The organism is Terrabacter sp. R4-6 (genome assembly GCF_057529065.1).
On sequence record NZ_CP197224.1, the window covers coordinates 1,777,739 to 1,801,425 of the forward strand.

The window sequence follows — 23,687 nt, forward strand, 5'->3', positions numbered from 1 at the left end:
ACGGGCACACCATGAGCGAATCGAACACACCTTCGAACGACGACGTCATCGGCGTCACCACCCCCGCGACCGCCGGCACCCCCGGCGACTCGGCGGTCAAGGACCCGGAGGACTGGGTCACCGGCGACGAGGCCATGACCGGCGCCCAGCGCAGCTACCTCGAGACGCTCGCCCGCGAGGCGGGCGAGACGCTTCCCGGTGACCTCACCAAGGCGCAGGCGTCCGAGCACATCGACCGCCTCCAGTCCGTGACCGGCCGCGGGGTCACCGAGGGCCGCACCGAAGGCCACGGCAGCGAGGTCTGACGACTCTCAGCGGGCGAAGGACATCGCCTCGGTGACATCGCTGCGGAGCATGTCGCGCCGGTCGAGCAGGTAGTTCTGGCGCATCAGCCACGGTGCACCGTCTCCCTGCTGGGGCAGGTCGCCCGCCGCGCGCCGCACGTAGCCCGACGCGAGTGGCAGCAGCGGCTGCCCCTCCATCCCCTTCGGCGCCCGGGGCGTCGCGCTCCGCCAGGCGTGGTGCTCCATGTGGTTGAGCAGCCGGCACACGTAGCGGCTGGCGAGGTCGGCGCGCAGGGTCCACGACGCGTTGACGTAGCCGACGCACACGGCAAGGTTGGGCACGTCGGCGAACATCAGTCCGCGGTAGACCGTGAGATCGCCTGTGGGACGAGCCTCCCCGTCGACCGTGATCGCGATGCCGCCGGCGATCTTGATGCGCAGACCCGTCGCCGTCACGACGACGTCGGCGTCGAGCTCCCGCCCCGAGCCCAGTCGTATGCCGTGTGGCACGAAGGTCTCGATCGTGTCGGTGACGACGTGGGCGCGTCCACGACGCACGGCGTCGAATAGGTCGCCGTCGGGGACGACGCAGAGGCGCTGGTCCCACGGGTCGTAGGTCGGCGTGAAGTGGTCGCTGACGAGGTCGGTCGACCCGAGGGACTTCGCGGCGCCCTTCGACAGCAGCGAGCGCATCATCGCCGGTTGCCGGCGGCTCAGCTCGTAGACGCCCATGGTCCCGAGGACGTTCTTGTAACGCGAGGCCGTGCCGGCTGCCTTGGCCGGCAGGACCTTCTGCAGGACGTCCCGGGTGCGGTCGCGGCGCGGCAGCGACGCGATCCACGTCGGGGTGCGCTGGAGCATCGTCACGTCGGCGCCGGCCTCGGCGAGCGAGGGCACGAGCGTCACGGCCGTGGCCCCGGACCCGATGACGACGACCGTGCACCCGGCGACGTCGAGGTCGTCCGGCCAGAACTGCGGGTGCACGACGCGCCCCTCGTAGGACTCGAGACCGGGCAGCTGCGGGTCATGCGGTCGCTCGTAGTCGTAGTAGCCGCTGCAGAGGTAGAGGAAGCCGCACGTCAGCTGCTCGCGCCCACCGTCACGCTCGACCGTCACCGTCCAGCGCGCGTCCTCGCTCGACCAGTCGGCCGCGACGACCCGGTGCCCCAGACGGATCCGCTCGGCGATGCCGTGCTTCTCGGCCGTCCGGCGCAGGTAGTCGAGGATCTTCGGCCCGTCGGCGATCGCGTCGGGGTCGGTCCACGGCTCGAACGGGAAGCCGAGCGTCATCATGTCGGAGTCGGACCGCACGCCCGGGTAGCGGAAGAGGTCCCACGTGCCGCCGAGCGAGTCCCGGGCCTCGAGGATCGCCCACGTGCGCGACGGGCTCATCGTCGACAGGCGGTAGCCGGCCCCGATACCGGAGAGGCCGGCTCCGACGACGAGGACGTCCAGGTGCTCGAGATCGCTCACCCCGCCATTCTCACCCACCCCGAGCGGCACTGTGACCCTCGCCGCGCGATCGGCTACCGGACGGTAACCACCGGCTACCCTCGGGCGGGTGACGACGGCATACCCCCACCTGCTCGAACCCCTCGACCTCGGCTTCACGACGCTGCGCAACCGCGTCGTCATGGGCTCGATGCACACCGGCCTCGAGGACCGCGCCAAGGACTTCGACCGGATCGCGGCCTACTACGCCGAGCGCGCCCGCGGCGGAGTCGGCCTCATCGTCACGGGCGGCTTCGCCCCCAACCTCGCCGGCGCGCTCTACCCCGGCGGCTCGGTCCTCGTCACGAGCCGTCAGGCCCGTCGGCACCGCGTCATCACGAACGCCGTGCACCGCGAGGGCGGCAAGATAGCGCTCCAGATCCTCCATGCGGGCCGCTACGCCTACCACCCGCTCGCCGTCTCGGCGTCGGCGATCAAGTCTCCGATCTCGCCCTTCGCCCCGCGGGCGCTCGGTGCACGAGGCGTCCGCAGCACCGTCGACGCATACGCCCGCTGCGCCCGCCTGGCACGCGAGGCCGGCTACGACGGCGTCGAGATCATGGGCTCGGAGGGCTACCTGCTCAACCAGTTCCTCGCACCGCGCACCAACCAGCGCACCGACGAGTGGGGCGGCTCCCCGGAGAACCGCCGGCGCCTGCCCGTCGAGGTCGTCCGTGCCGTCCGTGAGGCAGCCGGGCCCGACTTCGTCATCGTCTACCGCCTCTCGATGCTCGACCTCGTGCCCGACGGGCAGTCGTGGGACGAGGTGGTCGCCCTGGCCCACGAGGTCGAGGCGGCCGGCGCGACGATCATCAACACCGGCATCGGCTGGCACGAGGCCCGCGTCCCCACGATCGTCACCTCGGTGCCGCGGGGGGCCTTCACGCGCGTCACGGCGAAGCTGCGTCCCGAGGTCACCGTCCCGGTCGTCACGTCCAACCGCATCTCGATGCCCGACCTCGCCGAGCGCGTCATCGCCGACGGCAGCGCCGACCTCGTGTCGATGGCGCGCCCCTTCCTCGCCGACCCGGACTGGGTGGCCAAGGCCGCGGGCGACCGGGCCGACGAGATCAACACGTGCATCGCCTGCAACCAGGCCTGCCTCGACCACACCTTCGCCAAGAAGACGGCGACCTGCCTCGTCAACCCGCGCGCCGTCCGCGAGACGACCCTCGTGCTCGCCCCGAGCCGCCGCAGCAAGCACGTCGCCGTCGTCGGCGCCGGCCCGGCGGGGCTCGCGACCGCCGTCGCCCTGACCGAGCGCGGCCACCGGGTCGAGCTCTTCGAGGCTGCAGACGACCTCGGCGGCCAGTTCGCCATCGCGATGCGGATCCCCGGCAAGGAGGAGTTCGCCGAGACGATCCGCTACTACCGCAGGCGCCTCGAGCTGGGCGGCGTCAAGGTCCACCTCGGTCGCCGCGCCGAGGTCGAGGACCTCGCCGACTTCGACGAGGTCGTCGTGGCCACCGGGGTTGAGCCCCGCGTGCCCGACGTCCCGGGCGTCGACCACCCGACGGTCGTGACGTATGCCGCCGCCGTCCGCGGCGAGGCACCGCTGGGTCAGCGCGTGGCCGTCATGGGCGCCGGCGGCATCGGGGTCGACGTGTCGGAGCTCCTCACCCACGTCGAGTCGCCGATGACGGTCGAGCAGTGGATGGCCGAGTGGGGCGTCGGCGAGCCCGACGTCTCCCGAGGGGGTCTCGTCGAGCCGCGCCCGTCACCGTCGCCGCGCGAGGTGCACCTGCTCCAGCGCAAGTCCACCTCCATCGGCAAGGGGCTCGGCAAGACGACCGGCTGGGTACACCGGGCAGCTCTGAAGGCCAAGGGAGTTCACCACCACGTGGGCGTCAACTACGAGCGCATCGACGACGAGGGTCTCCACATCACCCACGGCGAGGACCACTCCGACCCGACGGTGCTCGCCGTCGACACGATCGTGCTCTGCACCGGCCAGGAGTCCGTCAACACGCTCGGTCCCGCGCTCGCCGCCGCCGGCGTGAAGGTCCACGTCATCGGCGGCGCCGACGTCGCGGCCGAGCTCGACGCGAAACGCGCCATCCGCCAGGGCACCGAGCTCGCGGCGACGATCTAGGCCGCGGGAGGCGTGACCGCGTGACACACGAAGTGCTCGGTCCCGTGGGCTCCGGAGCGTGAGCGGTCGGCCTCTGCCGACCTTGGTGTGTCCTGAGGGACCGGCGCCCAGCTGTCCCGGGAAGACCCGGATGCCCTGAGGGAGGCGTGTCCTCGGCCGTACGATCGCGGGATGGGCGCATCCGACGTGCTCAGCCTTCCCCGGACCGGTCTCAGCGGGGCTGTCGTCCGGATCGTCGAGCGCCTTGCCGAGATCGGCGCCCGACCAGGGCAGAGCCAGGACGAGCGTCTGCGCCAGGGCATGCTCATCTTCGCGTCGGTGCTCATCGCGCTGATCTCCTTCATCTGGGTCGGCACCTACCTCGCCTTCGGCCACCCGCTGTCGGCCGCGATACCGGCCGCCTACCAGGTGACCACCGTGGCGGGCCTGCTCGTCCTGTCGCGCACCGGCAGGTTCGCCGTGTTCCGCACGACGCAGCTCGTGGCGTTCCTCGTGCTCCCGTGCCTGCTCCAGGCGTCGCTCGGCGGCTTCATCGCCTCGAGCGGGATGGTCCTCTGGGCGATCTTCGTGCCGCTCGCCGCGCTCGCACTGCTCGGAGTGCGGCGCTCGGTCGGCTGGCTCGCGGCCTTCTTCGTCGCGCTCGTGACGCTGGCGCTGATCGACCCGCGGCTCTCGGCGCACCCGGCGGACCTGCCGACCGGTTTCGTCGTCACCTTCTTCGTGCTCAACGTCATGGGCGTCACCGTCAGCGCCTACGCGATGCTCGGCTACTTCGTGGAGCAGCGCGAGCGGGCTCGCATCGCCCTCGAGGCCGAGCAGGCGAGGTCCGAGCGCCTGCTCCTCAACGTCCTGCCCGGCCCGATCGCCGAACGGCTCAAGCGCGGCTCCGGCACCATCGCGGAGCACTACGAGGCGGTCACCGTCCTCTTCGCCGACCTCGTCGGCTTCACCGAGCGCACCCAGGTCATGCCTGCCGACGACCTCGTCGCGCTCCTCGACCGCATCTTCTCGGCCTTCGACCGCGAGGCCGACGCGCAGGCGGTCGAGAAGATCAAGACGATCGGCGACGCCTACATGGTCGCGGGCGGTCTGCCGGAACGGCGGCCCGACCACGTCCAAGCGGTGGCCCGGGTGGCGCTCGCGATGCGCGAGGAGATCGCGTCGATCGCGCGGGAGCCGGGCTGTGAGTGGCTCGCCGTGCGCATCGGCGTCGACACCGGCCCCGCCGTCGCGGGAGTCATCGGGCGACGCAAGTTCATCTACGACCTCTGGGGCGACACCGTCAACACGGCCAGCCGGATGGAGTCCCACGGACTGCCGGGACAGATCCACGTCACCGAGCGCGTCGCCGCCGCGCTCGGCCCCGAGTTCACGCTCCGCCCTCGCGGGACGATCCTCGTCAAGAGCAAGGGTCCGATGCGCACCTTCCTGCTCGACGCCGCGGGAGGCGTGACCGCGTGACACACGAAGTGCTCCGTCACGTGGGCCCCGGAGCGTGAGCGGTCGGCCTCAGCCGAGCTTGGTGTGTCGTGACGGCCCGGCGCCCCTGAGGTAGGTGTCGACGAGTCGCGCTGCGTCGCCGGCGCCGTCCTCCGCGCGGACGCGCTCACCGAGGGCGTATGCCGCCGCGCGGGCTCCCGGGGACAGCGCGACCTCGAGCGCCCGCTCGAGCCGCGCCGCCGTGAGGTCCTTGCGGGCGATCGGCGGTGCGGCGACCCCGAGGTCGGCCATCCGGCGGCCCCAGTAGGGCTGGTCGGCGGCGTGCGGGACGACGACCTGCGGCACCCCGGCCCGGACCGCGGCCGCGGTCGTGCCCGCTCCCCCGTGGTGGACGACGACGGCGCAGCGCGGGAAGAGCACGTCGTGCGGGGCGGAGCGGATCCCGATCGTCGTCGCGGTCGTGCCGATCGACAGTCCGGCGAGGCCCTCGCTGACGACACCGCGCATCCCGAGACGGCCGAGCGCCCCCGCCGCGTCGCGCACGACGCCCTCCGGATCAGGGGTCGGCATGGACCCGAAGCCGACGAAGACCGGAGCAGGCCCTTCGGCGAGGAACGCCTCGAGGTCCGGGTCCGGCGACCCGCTCACGACCTCGTCGCGCACCCAGTACCCGGTCTGGCGCAGCGCCGGGGGCCAGTCCGCGGCCGGCGGGACGACGGACGGGCTCGCTGCGAGCAGCGTCGGCGTCCGCTCCGCAGCCGCCGTGTAGTGACGGAACCGCTGTCGCGGCAAACCTCGTCGCGCACGGGTGAGGTCTCCGGCCGGCCTGAAGAGGTCGAGGGCGACCCGGCCCGCGAGGGTGCTCCACGCGCGGTTGACCCACGACGCCGACCGCGGTCGGAGTGCGAGCGCGACCGAGTCGCCGTGCGCGCTCGGCCAGACCGGCGCGAAGACGGCGTAGACGTGCGGCTTCGACGGGCGCCCGTCCCCGCGGCCGGTCGACAGCAGCGCATCGACGAGGTCGAAGGTCAGCGCCCCCGACACCACCGCATCGGCGGCGTCGACGAGACGCGCGACGTCGGCGGCCAGGGCCGTGGCGGTGTCGGCCATGACCTGGCGCATGAGCCGCGCCTCGCGCACCTGGGTCCGCGCCGACCCGCGGAGCGCGTCGCGTCCGAGTCCCTCGCGCAGCGGGCCCTCGAGGTCGAACGACAGCGGCTCGAAGCCGACACCGCTGCCCGCCACGACGTGACCGAGGTCGGCCGGCGCAGCCAGCGACACGGCATACCCCATCCGCCGGAGGCGCTGCCCGAGCGCCACGAGCGGCTGGACGTCACCACGGGATCCCATGCCCAGCAGGAGGATCCGCACGTCAGTCCTCGCCGAGCTGCGCGCGGACGCGCGGCACGACCTCCTCGGCGTAGAGGCGGATGCACTCCATCCGCTGGTCGTGCGGGAGGGTGCCGAAGGAGTACTTCAGCTGGAAGCGGGAGAGGCCGAGCACGCGCACCGAGTCGACGATCTTGGCGGCCACGGTGTCGGGCGACCCGCAGTAGACGGCGCCTTCGGGCCCGAGCTGCTGGAGCGCCTGCTCCTTGCCCATCGGCGCCCAGCGGCGCTCGCGGCCGAGCTTGTTCATGTAGGGCAGGAAGTGCGGCATGAAGTCGTCGCGGGCCTGCTCGTCGGTGGCCGCGACGTAGCCCGGCGAGTGCACCCCGATCGGCAGCTCGGGCTTGCCCATCTCGGACAGGGCCCGGCGGTAGAGGTCGGCGAGCGGCGCGAACTGGCGGGCCGAGCCACCGATGATGGCGATGACGACGGGGAAGCCGTAGTGCGCGGCTCGGACGACCGACTGGGGCGTGCCGCCGACGCCGACCCAGACGGGCAGGTGGCCGGACTCCGTCGCCGGCATGACCCTCTCGACCTGCACGGGCGGACGGATCGAGCCCTCCCACCGGATCGGCTCCTCGGCCACGACGGCTGCGAGCAGGTCGAGCTTCTCCTCGAAGAGCGTCTCGTAGTCGGCGAGGTCGAGACCGAAGAGGGGGAAGGACTCGATGAACGAGCCTCTGCCGACGGTGATCTCGGCGCGACCACGGCTGATCGCGTCGACGGTGGAGAAGCGCTGGAAGACGCGGATCGGGTCGTCGCTGGACAGGACCGTGACGGACGTGCCGAGCCGGATGTGCTCGGTGCGGGCGGCCAGGCCGGCGAGCAGCACGTCGGGGGCGCTGACGGCGTAGTCGTCGCGGTGGTGCTCGCCCACGCCGAAGAAGTCGAGACCGAGCCGGTCGGCGAGCTCGCCCTCGGCCAGCACCTCCCGGATCACCACGGCGGGGTGGAGCGGGGCACCGTCGGGCCCGTTGGCGATGTCGCCGAACGTGTCGAGGCCGAGTTCGAGGCTCATGCGCCCATCGTAGGTATGCCGCCGACGTGCCACGTGCGCCCGGCGTCGGGGTCCCAGCGACGGACCGACTCGATCGTGCCCTCGAGCGGGCGCGCCCGCCCGAGGACGGCGAGCGCCTCGCCGACCTGGCGCGAGCCGAGCCCGCGGGCGATGGTCACGTGCGGGGTCCAGCGGCCGGGGCGCACCTGGTCGGGCACGTCGGGCGCCCCGACGATCGCCGCCGCGAGCGACCGCTGGAGGTCGAGCAGCTCGGGCGTCGGGACGACGAGGCGGGCCAGGACGTAGCGACGCGAGCCCATGACGAGGAGCGAACCGAGGCGGACCGGCACGGGCCGCACCGTCTCGAGCGCGCGGGCGATCCGCGCCTCGACGTAGTCGGGGACCTTCCCGGCGAGCGCCAGGGTGATGTGGGGCGCGTTCGTGGCGCCCTGGTGGTGCGCCTGGCTCGGCAGTCCTGCCGCGGCGAGGGCCGCCCACTCACGCCGGACCTCCGTGTCGGTGGTGGCGTCGAGCAGGCCCTCGACCGCGTGCAGGGGCATGGTCAGGCGACCTGCTGCGAGTCCGGCCGTCGGGCGAGGCCGACGTGCTCGGCGACGAAGTGGCGGACCGCGGCCGCGTGGTCGTCGCGGTGACCGTCGCCGACCGGCACCACGAGGGTCGGGACGTCGAGGCCCGCGACGACGAGGAGGTCGAGCTCGCGTCGCTGCCCCTGTCGGCTCGAACCGATCTCCCGGTCGTCGTCGAGGTAGACGACGACCGGCCGGTGCGCACGCACGGCGTCGACGAGCCGGCGCACGAGCGCGATGTCCGGCGACCGGAGCAGGGCGGACTCCCAGACGTGCACGCCACGGGGCTCGGTCCGCCCGAAGCGGGTCCAGGCGTCGGCGACGAGCGAGGCGCTGACCTCGGCCGGGACCCGACAGCGGCTCGCGGCCTCCCGGACTCGGTCGCGCAGCGGCTCGGGCAGGGTCGCCTGTGACTCGGGGCGCACGACCCACACGTCGCCGTGCTGCTCAGCGGCGCCGAGCAGGGCCCGGGACGTGGCCGTGGACTCGGCCGCGAGCTCGAGGAGCTGCGCGGTCGCGAGCACGGCGACGTGGTCGACGTCGACGGGGTGGTCGGCCTCGCCCTCGGCCCGGTGCTCGACGGCGACCTGCTCGCCGGCCAGCCAGCGGGCGATGTCCTCGGCGGTCGTCGTGCGGCCCGACCCCGGGCGCCCCTCGACCATGACGAGCCCGTTCACGTCAGCCACCCACCAGCTCCTCGCCGGTGGTCGCCCCGGCCTCGCGTGCCGTCGGTTGCCGGCAGCGAAGTGTATGACAGAGGACATTTCGACCTCACGGCTCTCGGGGGTCGAGCCGCGTGAGGATGGCGGCGAGCGACGTGCGTTCGCGGTCGGTCAGAGACCCGAAGAAGTCCGCAGCACCCTCACGTCGCGCCTCGTCGACCTCGGCGAGGACCGACTCCCCCACGGCGGTGAGGGCCACGGTCATGGCGCGGCGGTCGGCCGGGTCGGGGGTGCGGTGGACGAGGCCGCGCGACTCGAGCCGGTCGACGACGTCGGTGGCCGAGCGGGGGGCGATGCGCAGGTGGTCGGCGACGACGCCGAGACGGGTCGGGCCGTGGTGCCCGATGACGCGCAGCGCCCGCGCGTCGTGGGGCGACAGGTCGGGCCCGAGTCCGCTGGCCCAGCGGCGCCGCAGGGCCCGGGCCGCGCCCATGAGCAGCTCGTCGAGGGAGGGCTCGTCGACGTCACGCATGGGGAGCAGCATACGGCTCGATTTATAGATCGACCTCATAGTGAGGTAACCTCAGCATCATGAATTGGAGTCCACAGATGGAGTGACCACGTGAACGACACCACCACAGCCCTCAGGCCCGCCCACCGAGGCGGCCGCCAACCCGAGAAGATCGACCCGCAGGACCGCGCCCAGCTCGCCGAGTCCCCCGTCTCCCTGCGACGGGTCGCCGGCCTCTTCCGCCCCCACGCCCGCACCGTCGCAGTCGTCACCGCGATCATCGTGGCCATCTCGGTCATCTCGATGACCCAGCCCTTCCTCCTGCGCGCCGTCATCGACGACGCCCTCCCCCACCAGGACGTCCGCCTCCTGCTCTGGGCCGTCGGCGGCATGCTCGCCGTCACCGTCGTCAGCCAGCTGCTCGGCGTCGTCCAGACGTGGCTCACCACCACGGTCGGCCAGCGCGTCATGCACGGGCTGCGCACCGACGTCTTCCGCCACCTGCAGCGCCAGTCCGTCGCCTTCTTCACCCGCACGCGCAGCGGCGAGGTGCAGTCGCGCCTCACCCACGACATCAGCGGCATGCAGTCGGTGATCACGTCGACGGCAACATCGATCGCGAGCAACCTCACGACCGCCGTCGCGACGGCGATCGCCATGGTCGCGCTCAGCCCGCGGCTCTCGCTGCTGTCGCTGCTCGTCATCCCGCCGGCCGTCCTCATGACCCGCAAGGTCGCCCTCCTGCGCCGCGACATCACCGCGCAGCGCCAGCGCCGCCTCGCCGACCTGCACAGCCAGGTCGAGGAGGGCCTCACCGTCAGCGGTGCCACCCTCGTCAAGACGCTCGGCGCCGGTGAGGCCACGGCCGACCGCTTCGCCGCGACGTCCACCGACCTCATCGACCTCGAGCTGCGCTCGCAGCTCGCCGGCCGCTGGCGCATGGCGACGATGCAGATCATCTTCGCCGCGATCCCCGCACTCATCTACCTCGCCGCCGGCCTGCCCGCGACCTCCGGTGGCATGACCATCGGCACGCTCATCGCCTTCACGACGCTGCAGGCCGGCATCTTCCGCCCCCTCATGGGCCTGCTCGACGTCGGTGCCCAGTGGGTCACCTCGATGGCGCTCTTCAGCCGGATCTTCGGCTATCTCGACCTTCCCGTCGAGGTAGCGCCACCTGCCGATCCCGTTGCCGTGCAGCACGACCGGCTGCGCGGCGAGGTGCGTTTCGAGGGCGTCAGCTTCAGCCACGACGCGTCCACCTCCCCCGCCGAGAGGGCGTTTGCCGTCTCCGACGTCACGCTTCACGTGCCGGCCGGCACGACGCTGGCCCTCGTCGGCGAGACCGGCTCCGGCAAGTCGAGCCTCGCGGGCCTCCTCGCGCGCCTGCACGACCCGGAGTCCGGCCGTGTCACGATCGACGGCGTCGACCTGCGCGACCTCGACCCCGTCGACCTCGCCCGCATCGTCGGCGTCGTCTCCCAGGACACCTACCTCGTGCACGCCTCGATCCGCGACAACCTCCTGCTCGCCGCCCCCGGAGCCGACGACGACAACCTGTGGCAGGCTCTCGCCGCCGCCCAGGTCGCCCCGCTCGTCGCGAGCCTGCCCGAGGGGCTCGACACCGTCGTCGGCGCCCGCGGGCACCGCTTCTCCGGCGGGGAGAAGCAGCGCCTCGCGATCGCGCGCACCCTCCTGCGCAACCCACGCGTCCTCGTGCTCGACGAGGCGACGAGCGCCCTCGACAACGAGACCGAGCGTGAGCTGCAGGCGGCGATCGACCGGCTCATGGCCGGCCGCACCACCCTGACGATCGCGCACCGACTCTCGACGATCCGCGACGCCGAGCAGATCGCCGTGCTCGACCACGGCCGGGTCGCCGAGCTCGGCGACCACGACGAGCTGATGGCTCGCAGGGGCCGCTACGCGCGGCTCGTGCAGGCCCGCCAGGGCGCGGCCGACGAGGCGCTCGCAGCCTGAGCCCCGGCCGAGGGCACGACCCGACGAAGGTCGGCAGGGCGGCATACCTCGGTCGGATGTCGCCTGCCCACGTCCGTGTGACACCGTGGGCCCGTGGAACCCCTTGACGCCCCCGTGCTGCGCGAGCCCGCCCACCGGGTGTCCCCTCGCGCCGTCGTCATGTGGACGCTCCAGGCCCTCGTCGTGCTCGTGCTCCTGCTGGCGGGACAGGTCGTCTGGTGGCTCGTCGACGACGCCCCGTCCCGCACCCTGCACTGGGTCGTCGGCGCCGTGTGGCTCGTCGCCGGCGCGGCCTACGCCGTCGCGATGCCGCAGTGGCGCTACCGGGTGCACCGGTGGGAGGCGACGCCGCGGGCGATCTACACGCAGAGCGGCTGGCTGTGGCAGGAGCGCCGGATCGCACCGCTTAGCCGGGTGCAGACCGTCGACCTCCAGCGCGGGCCCGTGGCGCAGCTGCTCGGCCTGGCCGCCGTGACCATCACGACCGCGTCGGCCGCCGGCCCGGTCACCATCCACGGGCTCGACCTGCCCGTCGCCCGCGAGCTCGTCGACGCCCTGACGGCCGCGGCCGTGGCCGAGACGGGCGACGCGACGTGACCGAGGTCGGCGACGAGACCGGTGAGACCGCAGAGACCGGCGAGACCGACGGCTGGCGCCGGCTCGACGCGCGGATGCTGCTCGTCCACCCCCTCGAGACGCTGATCCGCTTCCTCCCCGCGTTGCTCGCGCTCGTCATCTTCCGGGCCGGTTCCGACGACAACGACCGGTGGGAGCTGTATGCCGTCCCGCTCATCGTCGCTTTCGGCGTCCTGCGCTGGGTGACGACCCGCTACCGCATCACCGAGGGCCAGATCGAGCTGCGCCGCGGCCTCTTCACGAAGCAGACGACGACGGCGCGCCTCGACAAGGTGCGCACCATCGACCTCACGGCCAAGGTGCACCACCGGCTGCTCGGTCTCGCCAAGGTCGAGATCTCGACGGCCGGAGGCCAGCAGGACCGGCTCGTCCTCGACTCGCTGAGCGTCGACGCCGGACGCCGGCTGCGAGCTGAGCTGCTCCACCGCGTCGATCCGGCCGTGACCGGCCTGCCTGCGCCGACCGGTGCGCCGGTGGCCGTCGACGACGTGCCCGACGACGCACCCCCGGCCGTCGACGACGAGGTGCTCCTGCGTCTCGACCCGTCGTGGATCCGCTACGCGCCGCTCACCGTGACGGGACTCGCGAGCGCCGCGGCCATCGCCGGCTTCGCGTCGCAGGGCTTCTCGCGCTTCTCGCAGGAGCGGTCGGTCTTCCGAGACGGCGCGTCCTGGGTCGCGCGCCTGTCCTGGTGGGTCGACGTGCTGCTCCTGCTCGGCTTCGTGTCGCTGCTGGCGGTCGGGGCCTACGTCCTGACCTTCTGGGGCTTCCGCCTGACCCGCAACCGGCTCGGCACCCTGCACACGCGACGCGGCCTGCTCACCAACCGGGAGACGAGCATCGACGCCGCTCGCGTGCGCGGCATCCGGCTCGACGAGCCGCTCGGGCTGCGCCTCGCGGGCGCGCGCCGCCTCAAGGTCGTCACCTCGGGCCTGCTGCGCGAGCAGGGCGGCTCGGACTGGCTGTGCCCACCGGCACCGGCCGACGTCGTGACGCCCCTCGCCCTGCGCATCCGGCCTGACGAGGCCGCCGTGTCAGGGCCGCTCACGCAGCACGGTCCCGCCGCCCGACGCCGTCGCCTGACGCGCGCCGTCGTGCCGGCGCTCCTCCTCGCAGCGCTGCTCGTCGTGGCGCGGCTGCTCTGGGACTGGCACGGCTCGCTGCTCGTCCTCGTGCCGCTCCTGCTCGTCGGCGCCGTCGCCCTCGGCCGTGACCGCTACCGCGCCCTCGGGCACACCGTCACCCCCGACCACCTCGTGACGCGACACGGCTCGCTGGACCGGCAGCGCGTCGTGCTCGACCGCGACGGCATCATCGGCTGGAAGATCGAGCAGTCCTTCTTCCAGCGGCGCGTCGGCGTCGCGACACTGGTCGCCACGACGGCCGCCGGCGCCCAGCACTACGACGTCGTCGACGTGCCCGTCGAACAGGCGTATGCCGTCCTGGTCCAGGTCAGCCCCGACCTGCTGGCCGAGTTCGCGTAGGTTCCAGCCGACTTTCGTCCGGGACGGACCCTAGGTTCGAGCTGACCCGGGGACGACGCCGTCCCGCGCCGAGAGGGGACCTCATGCATCGAGCCAGGCAGACCGATCTCCAGCGCGCGGACGGCGTCGGGGACTGGCGCGTCCTCGATGCCGGTGCGAGCGCCTGGTTCGACGCTCCGTCGATGACGGCGGGTGCGGCCCTCGTCCGCCGAGTCGCCGAGCTGACGTCCGACGCCGGTCTGCCGCACCTGGACCTGCGCCCAGGCGGGGTGCGCGTGCGGGTCGGCACGGGAAGCGATCTCGCGTCGACCGACGTGCAGCTGGCGCGGTCGATCTCGACGGCAGCCCGCGACCTCGGCCTGGCCGCCGATCCGGTGGCGCTCCAGGCGCTCGAGCTCGTGGTCGACACCGCGGACCAGCCGAGCCTGCTGTCGTTCTGGCGGTCCGTGCTCGGCTACGAGCCCGTGGGTGCCCACAGGCTCGTGGACCCGTCGCGACGAAGTCCTGGGATGACGTTCAACCCGAGTCGGCCGAGCCCGCTGCGCGACCGGATCCACGTCGACGTGGTGCGCGTGCCGGACGCGGTGGCGGCGGCCCGGGACGCCGTCGGGCAGGAGCCGTTCGGCGCGTACGGGGTCGCGCTCGCCGACGCCGACGGGAACGAGGTCGACGTGGTCCCGGGCGACGCGCTCTCCTCGGCCCCGGAGACCTCGGACTGGCAGGTGCTGTTCGGCGCGATGGTGCACTACCCCGTCGACTCGCCAGAGCAGGCGGCCGAGCTGGCGTCTGCCGTTGCCGTGCTGGCTGACGACGCCGGCCTGCCGTTGGCGGTCGACCTGCGGCCCGACGGCGTCATGGTCGACAGCGGGAAGGACCAGTGGGACGACGGGGAGGGCTCTGTCACGAGCGGGTTCGCGCGGCTCGCCGCCGGCGTCCAGACCGTGGCGCGCGACCTGGGGCTGACCGCGGACCCGACGCGCCCGCGGTTCGTCCAGCTCGGCATCGACGCGGTCGACGTCGATGCGGTGAGGTCCTTCTGGGCGTCCCTGCTCGGGTACGACCACGACCCACGGGCGTCCGTGACCGACATCTACGACCCGCGCCGGCTCGGCCCGGTCCTGTTCTTCCAGCAGATGGATGCCTCCGACGCAGAGCGGCGGCGGCATCGCAACCGCATCCACGTCGAACTCCACGTCCCGCACGACCACGCCCGGGCCCGCGTCGAGGCGGCCCTGGCCGCCGGCGGCCGGGTCGTCGGAGAGACCGCCCCGGGTCGTCGGACCCTCACCGACCCGGAGGGCAACGAGGTGGACCTCGTCACGACCGCGTGAGCCTCAGGCGCGGTCGTGGAGGGTGACGTGGTAGCCGTCGGGGTCGGCGAAGGTGAAGGTCCGGCCGAACGGGCCGTCGACCGGGGCGGAGACGATGGTGTGCCCGTCGGCGTCGAGGGCGTCGTGGATGGCCTGGACGTCGGTCGCGTGGAGCCAGATCGCGGCACCGATGCCGGGCCGCGCGACGGAGGCGAGATCGGTGTCGGCGACGACGTCGCGGAGGGCGAAGGCGATCGGCGTCGTCTCGAAGACGACGGCGTGCGGGGGCCCGGCCGGCGAACGCACGAGGCCGAGGTACCGCTCGTAGAACGCCCGGGAGACGTCGAGATCGGTGGCCTGGAGAGAGATGAAGTCGGGACCGGTGACGGGCAAGGCTGCCTCCTCGATGGCATGTCAGTTATCTGACACTCTCGACGGTATGTCAGAATACTGACATGAGTCAAGACGGTGTCGGCGTCGACCTCGAGACGTCACTGGGCTATCTGCTGAAAGAGGCGTCGAGCGCCCTCCGCGCCGCCATGGAGGACGTCCTGCGACCACTCGGGATGACCGTGACGCACTACTCGTGCCTCGAGCTGTTGGCCCAGCGACCGGGCCTGTCGAACTCCGAGCTGGCGCGCGGAGCCTTCGTGACCCGCCAGTCGATGAACGTGCTCCTGCAGGCCCTGGAACGCGACGGCTTCGTGACGAGGCCCGCTGCGGCGCCTGTCGGGAAGGCCCTGCCGACGCGACTCACGCCGCGCGGACGACGGAGCCTCGAGACGGCGAGCGCAGCGGTCCGGTCCGTCGAGGTCAGGATGCTGGCCGGCCTGACCTCGACGGAGCAGGAGGACGCCTTCCGCATCCTGCGCGGCATGGTCGACGCCTTGCGCGTCACGCCTTCTCGATGATCCGGGCGATGGCGGCATACCCCTTGTCGCGGGCGTGCTCGAGCGCGGTGACACCGTCCTCGTCGGCGATCGACGGGTCGGCCCCGGCCTCGAGCAGGAGCCGCACGATCTGCTGGTGTCTCTCGCCACCGTCGCCGAGGATCACGGCCTCGAGCAGGGCCGTCCAGCCGAGGTCGTTGACGTGGTTCACGTCGATGCCGGTCTGGACGACGCGGCGCACGTAGGCGACGTGTCCGCGCTCGCTCGCCGGGATGACCGAGACACCCCCGTAGCGGTTGCGGATCGTGAGGTCGGGACCGGCCGGGAGGAGCGCCTCGAGCATCGCGACGCTGCCGGTGACGCCCGTGACGAGCCATGGGGTGTCGTGGCGGTCGTCGAGGGCATCGGGGTCGGCCGCCATCGCGACGAGCACCCGTGCGGCGTCGACGTGGTCGCCCGTGGCGGCGAGCAGCAGCGCCGTGCGCATCCTGCCGTCGCGGGCCTCGATGTCGGCGCCGGCTCGCAGCGCGAGCGCCACGCCGTCGGCGTCACCGCGCGCGGCCGCCGACAGCAGGGCCGCATCGGGCCCCTTCACCGGTTCCGCAGTGGTCGCTGTCACGAGTGCTCCTGTCAGTCGGTCGAACCCGCGCTCGCGGGACATCTCCAACGGGGTCAGGCCCTCGTCGCGTGAGGGCCGGTCCAGCTGGACACCGCCGGCGACGAGCACGCGCACCGTGTCGACGTAGGTGGACGTGTCGCGGCCGAGCCACACGGCCTCGTGGATCGCCTGGTAGCCGATCCGGTTGACGTGGTCGCGGTCGATCCCGGCTCGGAGCAGCTCGCCGACGACGAGGGCGTGCCCGCGCTCGGCCGCCCGGATGAGGCCGGTGCCGTTCCAGCTGTCCTTGTCGTCGACGCGAGCGCCGTGGGCGAGCGCCAGCCGGAGCAGCGCGAGCCGGCCCTCGCTCGTCGCGACGAGGTATGCCGACTGCTGGGTCTCGTCCTTGGCGTTGACGTCCGCGCCCCGAGCGACGAGAGCCGTCGCGCGCGGCACGTCGTCCTTCCACGCCGCGTCCCGCAGCGCGGCGTCGAGCCGTGCCTGCTCGGCCGCCGACGCCGTCGCCGTCGCCGTCGTCCCGTCGAGTGGCCTCGTCGTCACAGCAGTCCCTCCCGTCCGCGTCCCTCCCCCGTCGAGTGGCCCCGTCGTCCCACCGGTCGTCGTGACGGAGGTGGTCGGAGGGTCTGGAGTGGCTGAAGTGGCTGGCGTGGTTGCGGGGCCACTCGAGGTGCAGGCGGCGAGCGTCAGGGCGGTGACGGCGGCGGCCAACCCGGCGGCAGCCGTGACCGTGGCGCTCGTCGTGCTGCCCCGTCGCATGGTCCTCATCGTGCCAGCGGGTCGGTGACGACCTCGTACGGGCCGGCAGCCACGGCCTCGTCGAACTTGCTGTCGACGAAGAGCATCCGACCCCGGAGGGCCTTGGCCGTCGTCAGCACCCGGTCCGGGTCGGTGGCGACCTGGGACACGAGACGGGCGCGGCGGCCGTCGGCGGTAAGCTCGAGCGTCGCGATCATCCGCGCGAAGTTGCGCACCACGGTGAGCCGCGAGCCCTGCCGGACGAGGCCGTCGGCGTCGGTGAGGGCCGCTCCCCCGGTCTCGACGGGTGACACCGCCGCGGTGCGCAGGTCGAAGCGCCACAGCAGGCCGGCGTTCCCCTGTGCGACGACGAGCGCCGAGCGGTCGGCGCTGACGACGATGCCACCGAGGTTGAACCCGGCTCGCTGCTCGATGGTCCCCGCCGCGTCCGCCCACCGGGTGACGCCCCACTCGCCGCCCTCGAGCGCGACCCGGTAGACCTGCGGCGCGTTCGAGTTCGTGAAGTACGCGGCGCCGTCCGGGCCGATCGCGACGTCGTTGAGGAAGACGGTGTCACCCGGGGCGCGCAGCGCGGCCAGCAGGCGGCCGTCCGGCGCGTAGACCCAGAGGTCGGGCCGACCGGTGCCGATGCCGTTCGGACCTCCGGCGACGTAGACCCGGCCGGCGGCGTCCGTCGTGATCCCGCGCGCCGTGAAGCGTCCGTCGGTGCCGTCGCCCGCGAGCCACTGTTCGGTCTGCGCGACGCCGGCCGAGCCACGGTGGATCTCGCCCCCCGTCACCTCGCTGACGTAGAAGGCGCCGCGCCGCTCGTCGGCACCGATGCCCTCGAACTTCGAGCCGCCGGCGTCGCCGGTGAGCAGGTAGGTGCCGGGGCGTCCGTGGTCGGAGGGGTGGGCCTGCGCCGGTGCGGCGAGCAGCAGGGGTGCTGCGGCGAGGGCGAGGACGGCGGCGAGGCTGCGCTTCATGGTGGTCTCCCGGTGAGGACGAGGGTGGTCGGTGCGGTCCCCACCACACTCGCCGCTCCGGCCCACCCACCGCGTCGGGCGACCGGCCACGTCGGAGTAGCCGATCGGATGATGCCGACGCCCCGTGACGTCCCTAGGCTGCCCGTCATGGAGGAGGGCATCCTCGCGCCGGTGGCGCGACTCGACCGGTGGCTCGACGCCGTCCTCGTCGTGCTCCTCGTGACGTGCTCCGTGCGCTACCTGCTGCGTCACGACCTCGACGGCACCGCGGTGCTCGTCCTTGCCGGTGCCACCCTCCTCGGGGCCGCCTACCTCACGCGTCGGCTCGTCGCCGACCGCGCCGTGTGGCCGTACGCGTGGATCACGGTCGTCGTCGTCCTCTGGGTGGTGCTGACGCTCGTCGCCCCCTCCTTCGCGTGGACGGCCGTGCCCGTCGCCTTCGCCGTGCTCCAGGTCCTCCCCTTCCCGTATGCCGTCGCGGTCGTCGTCGTCATGACCGCGGTCGTCAGCGTGGCGTGGAGCCGGATCACCGACGACCTCGACCCGACCGTGCTCGTGGGACCGGTCGGCATCGCCCTCGTCACCGTGCTGTCCTACCGTGCCCTCGAGCGCGAGGCCCGCACGCGCCAGGCCCTCATCGACGAGCTGACCGACGCCCAGGCCGACCTCGCCGTCGCCCAGCACCGCTCGGGCGCCCTCGCCGAGCGCACCCGGCTGTCGCGCGAGATCCACGACTCGGTCGGACAGGGTCTGTCCAGCATCACCCTCCTGCTCGGTGCGGCCGAGCAGGACTGGGAACGCAGGCCGCTCGTGGCCCGCGAGCACGTCGCGGCCGCACGGACGGCCGCGCGCGAGGGCCTCGACGAGGTCCGTCGGGTCGTGCGCGACCTCGCCCCGGCGGACCTCGCGGACGACACGACGGGTGAGGCCCTGCCGGCCGCGCTCGAGCGGGTGGCCGCCACGGCCGGCACCCACGGCGTCGACGTCCAGGTGCGGGTGCACGGCGACGCCGTGGCGCTCGATCCCGCGGTCGCCGGCGCCCTCGTGCGCTCTGCGAGGGGCGCCCTCGCCAACGTCGTCGAGCACGCCGGGGCCACCCGGGCCGTCGTGAGCCTCACCTACCTCCCGGACGAGGTGCTGCTCGACGTCCGGGACGACGGGCGTGGCTTCGACTCGGCGCGACCGAGCCGGCCGGGCGCCCGCGGTGACCGCGGGCGCGGGCTGGACGGCATACGCAAGCGGGCGTCGGACCTCGGGGGGACCGCGGTCGTCGAGAGCGGACCCGGCGAGGGCACGACGGTGTCGGCGCGCTTCCCGGTGACCCCCGGGGTTCCCCGTGGGTGACGTGCCCGGCCCCGTGCGCGTCGTCCTCGTCGACGACCACCCGGTCGTGCGCGCCGGCCTGCGTGCCCTCGTCGACGGCCAGGACGGCATCGAGGTCGTCGGTGAGGCGAGCGACCTGGCGGGGGCCGAACGCGTCGTCGCCACCGAACGGCCGGACGTGGTGCTCATGGACCTCAACCTCGGCGACGGGGCGGGCGGGGCCGAGGTGACGGCGCGTTTGCGGGCCCTGCCGGAGCCGCCGCACGTGCTCGTCCTCACGACCTACGACACCGAGGCGGACATCCTGCGCGCCCTCGACGCCGGCGCCCTCGGCTACCTGCTCAAGGACGCCCCCGCCGACCAGCTCTTCGCCGGCATCCGCGCCACGGCCCGCGGCGAGACGGTGCTCGCACCCTCGGTCGCAGCACGGCTCGTGCGACGCGCGGCGTCACCCGGTCCGGTCGTCACCGAGCGCGAGGTGGAGGTGCTCGAGCTGCTCTCGCGCGGGCTCGGCAACCGCGAGATGGCGCGCGAGCTGCTCGTCTCCGAGGCGACCGTGAAGTCGCACCTCTCGCACGTCTACACCAAGCTCGGCGTCGACACCCGAGCCGGAGCGGTCGCGGCAGCGATCGAGCGCCGCATCATCCGGCCGGGCGGATGATGCGGCGCTCGAGGTGACCGCCGTGACGGTCTGACGCGACGTCCGTCAGAGGCGCATCGACGCGCCGACCTTGTCGGTCTGGTCGTCGACGTGACCGCCGAGGCCGTCCTGCGCCTCGACGTCCTTGGCCTCCACGGGCTCGGCGACCGGGTCGGTCTGGACCATCTCGCCGACGCCCTCGCCGGGCGCGGTCTCCTGCACGGTGAGCGAGAAGTCGTCGCCGTGCTCGCTGACGCCCGCGACGACGGCGTGCTCGACGGCCGCGACGGCATACTGCCGCCGGACGACCTGCGGGTCGCGTGACAGGTCCTTCACGAGCGCGACGGCCAACCCGATCATGATGACGAGGAAGGGCAGGGCCGCGACGATCGTGACGTTCTGCAGGCCCGACAAGGCGTCCTCACCGCCGATGAGCAGCATGATCGCGGCGACGGCGCCCGTGGCCGCGCCCCAGAAGACGACGGTCTTCTTCGACGGCTCGAGGGTGCCCTTCTCGGAGAGGGTGCCCATGACGATCGACGCGGCATCCGCGCCCGACACGAAGAAGATCGCGACGAGGAGCATGACGACGACCGCGGTCACGGTCGGCCACGGCAGGTTGCCGAGCATCGCGAAGAGCGAGCCCTCGGGGCTCGACTGGCCGGCGATGTCCTGGCCGTTCTGCTGCTGGTCGATGCCGGCGCCACCGAAGATGGCGAACCAGATGAGCGAGACGACCGACGGCACGAGCAGGACGCCCGAGACGAACTGGCGGATCGTGCGGCCACGCGAGATGCGGGCGATGAACATGCCGACGAACGGCGTCCAGCTGACCCACCACGCCCAGTAGAAGATCGTCCAGCCCGCGAGCCAGTCCTTCATGCCGTCGCCGCCAGCGGCGTCGGTGCGCGCCGACATCATCGCGAGGTCCTTGAAGTAGGACCCGATGGTCGTCGGGACGAGGTTGAGGATGAAGACGGTCGGGCCGACGACGAAGACGAAGAACGCCAGGGCGAGCGCGAGCACCATGTTGATGTTCGAGAGCCACTGGATGCCCTTCTCGATGCCGGAGACGGCCGAGAGGATGAAGCAGACGGTCAGCACGGCGATGATGCCGATGAGCACGCCGTTGCCGACCTTGCCGATGCCGCCGACGATCTCGAGGCCGGAGCCGATCTGCAGGGCGCCGAGGCCGAGCGAGGTGGCCGAGCCGAAGAGCGTCGCGAAGATCGCGAAGATGTCGATGACGCGGCCGGCCGGACCGCTGGCGCGCTTCTCGCCGAAGAGCGGGGCGAAGGCCGAGCTGATGAGCAGCGAGCGGCCCTTGCGGAAGACGCCGTAGGCGACGGCGAGGCCGACGACGGCGTAGATAGCCCACGGGTGCAGCGACCAGTGGAACATCGTCGTGGCCATCGCGGTCTGCACGGCCTCGGGGTTGCCCTTGGCGCCGGTGCCCGGCGGCGGCGTCACGAGGTGCGTGAGCGGCTCGGTGACGCCGTAGAACATCAGGCCGATGCCCATGCCGGCGGAGAACATCATCGCCACCCACGACGACGTGCGGAACTCGGGAGCCTCGCCGTCACCGCCGAGCGGGATGTTGCCGAACCTGCTCGCGGCCAGCCAGATGACGAAGACGACGAAGCCGGAGGCGACGAGCGAAAAGAGCCAGCCGGTGTTGTGGACGACGAAGTCGAGGCCGGCGGAGGCGCTCGTGCTGAGGCTCTCGGTGCTGAGCGCGCCCCACAGGACGAAGGCGATGGCGACGCCGGCCGCGACGCCGAAGACGATCTTGTCGACCGTGGAGGGCGCAGCCTCCTCGTGGTTCACCGGTGGTGGCTCGAGCGCCGGGTGCAGCGCGTCGTCGGGACTCTTGGTCAGTTCACTCATACGTCATGGACGGCACCCCGACGAGGCGCCGTCTGTCTCCTCACAGTTACGTGTCACAGATGTCTCGATGAAGCGACCACTGTGTCGAAGATGGGGGGACGAGCGCAAAACGAGGGTGCCGACGGCACGCTGCGGACGGCATACGAAGGCGTGAATCCTCATGTATGCCAAAGGTTCCCGAAGTTCCCGACGCGCGGAGTGAGATGGGCCACGACGACGACGAAGGGCCGCGAACCGGCAGGTTCGCGGCCCCTCGACGGGTGGGTCAGCGGCTGGAGCCGACGAGCTCCGGCTCGTGACCGCGGGCGTCCGGGACCTGGTCGTCCTGGACCTCGTCGTCGTGGTCGAGCATGCTCGCCTCGTCGAAGCGGTCCTGGCCGGAGAGGACGCGCGACGCCTTGTCGCGGTCGATCTCGCCGACCCACGTGCCGATGAGGACGGTCGCGATGGCGTTGCCGGCGAAGTTCGTCAGCGCGCGGGCCTCGCTCATGAGGCGGTCGATGCCGACGATGAAGCCGACGCCCGGCACGAGGTCGGGGCGGTGCGACTGGAGGCCACCGGCGAGGGTCGCGAGACCCGCACCGCTGACGCCCGCGGCGCCCTTGCTCGCGATGATCATGAAGACGAGGAGGCTGATCTGCTCGCCGATGCTGAACGGCTTGTCCATCGCCTCGGCGATGAAGAGGCTCGCCATCGTCAGGTAGATGGCGGTGCCGTCGAGGTTGAAGGAGTAGCCGGTCGGGACGGTGATGCCGACGACCGGACGGGAGACGCCGAGGTGCTCCATCTTGGCGATGAGGCGCGGCAGGGCCGACTCCGACGACGACGTCGACAGGATGAGGAGGAACTCGCGGCCGAGGTAGCGGAAGAGCGAGAAGACGTTCATCCCCGTGACGACCTTGAGGATGCTGCCGAGGAAGGCGAAGACGAAGATCGCGCACGTCGCGTAGAAGGCGAGCATGAGCAGGCCGAGGCTCTTGAGCGAGCCGATGCCGGTCGCGCCGACGAGGGCGGCCATGGCGCCGAACGCACCGATCGGGGCGGCCCACATGATCATCGCCATGAGGCGGAAGACGAGGCGCTCGAGGTACTTGATGGCGTGGAGGATCGGCTCGCCGGTCTTGCCCATCTGCTGGAGCGCGAAGCCGACGAGGAGGGCGATGAGCAGGGCCTGGAGCACCGAGCCCGACGTCAGCGCGGAGACCAGCGTGTCGGGGATGAGCCCGAGGAGGAAGTCGACCGTGCCCTCCGACTCCGCGGAGATCTGCGACTGGCCCGACTCGGCGACGGCGGCCGTGAGGTTGAGGCTGTCACCCGGCTTGATGATGTTGCCGACGACGAGGCCGATGGCCAGGGCGACCGTCGACATCGTGATGAAGTAGCCGAGGGCGAGGCCGCCGACCTTGCCGACCTGCGCGGCCTTCCGGACCGAGCCGATGCCGAGCACGATCGTGCAGAAGATGATCGGCGTGATCATCATCTTGATGAGGTTGACGAAGCCGGTGCCGAGGGGCTTGAGGCTCTTGCCCACCTCGGGGAAGGCCCACCCCACGAGGATGCCCGCCACCATGGCGACGATGACGGCGATGTAGAGGTAATGGGTGCGGTCGCGCTTCGGGGCCGAGCCTGGCTGGGCGTCGACGGCGCTGTCGGCGGTGGAACTCACGGTGACCTCCGTTGGCTGGGTCCCGTGCTGGGCGCGGGACCGGTGAATGTGACGAGGCTCCCGCGGTCAGTGACTAGG

The 23,687-nt window shown here is 72.4% G+C and carries 22 protein-coding genes; 11 read left to right on the forward strand and 11 right to left on the reverse strand.

Annotated elements, in window-relative coordinates:
- The first annotated feature begins 11 nt into the window (after nucleotides 1–11).
- Nucleotides 12–305, forward strand: coding sequence for a DUF3072 domain-containing protein (locus ACSSS0_RS08400; RefSeq protein ID WP_487230756.1), 294 nt, complete (start codon nucleotides 12–14; stop codon nucleotides 303–305).
- A gap of 6 nt (nucleotides 306–311) precedes the next feature.
- Here the strand turns inward: ACSSS0_RS08400 and ACSSS0_RS08405 are convergent, their stop codons facing one another.
- Complete coding sequence (locus ACSSS0_RS08405; RefSeq protein ID WP_487230757.1) at nucleotides 312–1,757, reverse strand: flavin-containing monooxygenase; 1,446 nt, start codon at nucleotides 1,755–1,757, stop codon at nucleotides 312–314.
- An 88-nt stretch (nucleotides 1,758–1,845) separates the two neighbouring features.
- Between ACSSS0_RS08405 and ACSSS0_RS08410 the strand changes: the two genes are divergently transcribed.
- Both ACSSS0_RS08410 and ACSSS0_RS08415 read left to right on the forward strand, forming a co-directional pair.
- Entirely contained in the window at nucleotides 1,846–3,867 is a 2,022-nt protein-coding gene (locus ACSSS0_RS08410; RefSeq protein WP_487230758.1) for an FAD-dependent oxidoreductase, read from the forward strand.
- A 171-nt stretch (nucleotides 3,868–4,038) separates the two neighbouring features.
- The gene (locus ACSSS0_RS08415; RefSeq protein ID WP_487230759.1) at nucleotides 4,039–5,328 is read left to right on the forward strand and encodes an adenylate/guanylate cyclase domain-containing protein; all 1,290 of its coding nucleotides are present in this window, start codon (nucleotides 4,039–4,041) and stop codon (nucleotides 5,326–5,328) included.
- A gap of 48 nt (nucleotides 5,329–5,376) precedes the next feature.
- On the opposite strand, the gene ACSSS0_RS08420 is transcribed toward ACSSS0_RS08415, so the two are convergent.
- The 5 genes from ACSSS0_RS08420 to ACSSS0_RS08440 form a co-directional block, all read right to left on the reverse strand.
- Nucleotides 5,377–6,678, reverse strand: a complete 1,302-nt coding sequence (locus ACSSS0_RS08420) for a glycosyltransferase (protein ID WP_487230760.1) — start codon at nucleotides 6,676–6,678, stop codon at nucleotides 5,377–5,379.
- 1 nt (nucleotide 6,679) lies between these two features.
- Entirely contained in the window at nucleotides 6,680–7,714 is a 1,035-nt protein-coding gene (locus tag ACSSS0_RS08425) for an LLM class flavin-dependent oxidoreductase (RefSeq protein WP_487230761.1), read from the reverse strand.
- Nucleotides 7,711–8,253, reverse strand: coding sequence for a 2'-5' RNA ligase family protein (locus tag ACSSS0_RS08430; protein WP_487230762.1), 543 nt, complete (start codon nucleotides 8,251–8,253; stop codon nucleotides 7,711–7,713). Before ACSSS0_RS08430 ends, ACSSS0_RS08425 begins: the two co-directional genes overlap by 4 nt.
- 2 nt (nucleotides 8,254–8,255) lie before the next feature.
- Nucleotides 8,256–8,966: a P-loop NTPase family protein gene (locus ACSSS0_RS08435; RefSeq protein ID WP_487230763.1), complete on the reverse strand. Its 711-nt coding sequence runs from the start codon at nucleotides 8,964–8,966 to the stop codon at nucleotides 8,256–8,258.
- A gap of 85 nt (nucleotides 8,967–9,051) precedes the next feature.
- On the reverse strand, nucleotides 9,052–9,474 hold the full coding sequence (locus ACSSS0_RS08440) for a MarR family winged helix-turn-helix transcriptional regulator (protein ID WP_487230764.1): 423 nt from the start codon (nucleotides 9,472–9,474) through the stop codon (nucleotides 9,052–9,054).
- 90 nt (nucleotides 9,475–9,564) lie between these two features.
- Between ACSSS0_RS08440 and ACSSS0_RS08445 the strand changes: the two genes are divergently transcribed.
- From ACSSS0_RS08445 to ACSSS0_RS08460, 4 genes are all read left to right on the forward strand, one after another.
- On the forward strand, nucleotides 9,565–11,433 hold the full coding sequence (locus tag ACSSS0_RS08445; protein ID WP_487230765.1) for an ABC transporter ATP-binding protein: 1,869 nt from the start codon (nucleotides 9,565–9,567) through the stop codon (nucleotides 11,431–11,433).
- A gap of 93 nt (nucleotides 11,434–11,526) precedes the next feature.
- On the forward strand, nucleotides 11,527–12,030 hold the full coding sequence (locus ACSSS0_RS08450) for a PH domain-containing protein (RefSeq protein ID WP_435984448.1): 504 nt from the start codon (nucleotides 11,527–11,529) through the stop codon (nucleotides 12,028–12,030).
- Nucleotides 12,027–13,553 carry a PH domain-containing protein gene (locus ACSSS0_RS08455; RefSeq protein ID WP_487230766.1) on the forward strand — a complete coding sequence of 509 codons (1,527 nt, stop codon included), beginning with the start codon at nucleotides 12,027–12,029 and terminating at the stop codon, nucleotides 13,551–13,553. Before ACSSS0_RS08450 ends, ACSSS0_RS08455 begins: the two co-directional genes overlap by 4 nt.
- A gap of 83 nt (nucleotides 13,554–13,636) precedes the next feature.
- Nucleotides 13,637–14,884 (forward strand): VOC family protein, encoded by a 1,248-nt coding sequence (locus ACSSS0_RS08460; RefSeq protein ID WP_487230767.1) that lies wholly within the window; start codon nucleotides 13,637–13,639, stop codon nucleotides 14,882–14,884.
- 3 nt (nucleotides 14,885–14,887) lie between these two features.
- Here the strand turns inward: ACSSS0_RS08460 and ACSSS0_RS08465 are convergent, their stop codons facing one another.
- Nucleotides 14,888–15,256 (reverse strand): VOC family protein, encoded by a 369-nt coding sequence (locus ACSSS0_RS08465; RefSeq protein ID WP_487230768.1) that lies wholly within the window; start codon nucleotides 15,254–15,256, stop codon nucleotides 14,888–14,890.
- A gap of 62 nt (nucleotides 15,257–15,318) precedes the next feature.
- Between ACSSS0_RS08465 and ACSSS0_RS08470 the strand changes: the two genes are divergently transcribed.
- Nucleotides 15,319–15,774 (forward strand): MarR family winged helix-turn-helix transcriptional regulator, encoded by a 456-nt coding sequence (locus ACSSS0_RS08470; protein ID WP_435984444.1) that lies wholly within the window; start codon nucleotides 15,319–15,321, stop codon nucleotides 15,772–15,774.
- Here the strand turns inward: ACSSS0_RS08470 and ACSSS0_RS08475 are convergent.
- On the reverse strand, nucleotides 15,758–16,912 hold the full coding sequence (locus ACSSS0_RS08475; RefSeq protein ID WP_487230769.1) for an ankyrin repeat domain-containing protein: 1,155 nt from the start codon (nucleotides 16,910–16,912) through the stop codon (nucleotides 15,758–15,760). The two genes, ACSSS0_RS08470 and ACSSS0_RS08475, sit on opposite strands and share 17 nt — an antisense overlap.
- A gap of 106 nt (nucleotides 16,913–17,018) precedes the next feature.
- Between ACSSS0_RS08475 and ACSSS0_RS08480 the strand changes: the two genes are divergently transcribed.
- Nucleotides 17,019–17,156, forward strand: coding sequence for a hypothetical protein (locus tag ACSSS0_RS08480; protein WP_487230770.1), 138 nt, complete (start codon nucleotides 17,019–17,021; stop codon nucleotides 17,154–17,156).
- On the opposite strand, the gene ACSSS0_RS08485 is transcribed toward ACSSS0_RS08480, so the two are convergent.
- Complete coding sequence (locus tag ACSSS0_RS08485; RefSeq protein ID WP_487230771.1) at nucleotides 17,134–18,093, reverse strand: SMP-30/gluconolactonase/LRE family protein; 960 nt, start codon at nucleotides 18,091–18,093, stop codon at nucleotides 17,134–17,136. The genes ACSSS0_RS08480 and ACSSS0_RS08485 overlap by 23 nt on opposite strands.
- A gap of 147 nt (nucleotides 18,094–18,240) precedes the next feature.
- Here ACSSS0_RS08485 and ACSSS0_RS08490 point away from each other — a divergent pair, with 147 nt between their 5' ends.
- Together ACSSS0_RS08490 and ACSSS0_RS08495 are read left to right on the forward strand one after the other, a co-directional pair.
- Nucleotides 18,241–19,437 carry a sensor histidine kinase gene (locus tag ACSSS0_RS08490; RefSeq protein ID WP_487230772.1) on the forward strand — a complete coding sequence of 399 codons (1,197 nt, stop codon included), beginning with the start codon at nucleotides 18,241–18,243 and terminating at the stop codon, nucleotides 19,435–19,437.
- Nucleotides 19,430–20,077, forward strand: coding sequence for a response regulator (locus tag ACSSS0_RS08495; protein WP_435984440.1), 648 nt, complete (start codon nucleotides 19,430–19,432; stop codon nucleotides 20,075–20,077). The genes ACSSS0_RS08490 and ACSSS0_RS08495 overlap by 8 nt, the downstream gene beginning before the upstream one ends.
- A 45-nt stretch (nucleotides 20,078–20,122) precedes the next feature.
- Here the strand turns inward: ACSSS0_RS08495 and ACSSS0_RS08500 are convergent, their stop codons facing one another.
- Both ACSSS0_RS08500 and ACSSS0_RS08505 read right to left on the reverse strand, forming a co-directional pair.
- Nucleotides 20,123–21,943 (reverse strand): BCCT family transporter, encoded by a 1,821-nt coding sequence (locus tag ACSSS0_RS08500; protein ID WP_487230773.1) that lies wholly within the window; start codon nucleotides 21,941–21,943, stop codon nucleotides 20,123–20,125.
- Between the two features lie 265 nt (nucleotides 21,944–22,208).
- A complete protein-coding gene (locus ACSSS0_RS08505; RefSeq protein ID WP_435984438.1) occupies nucleotides 22,209–23,609 on the reverse strand; it encodes a cation:dicarboxylate symporter family transporter in 1,401 nt (466 codons plus the stop codon).
- Nucleotides 23,610–23,687: the final 78 nt, after the last annotated feature.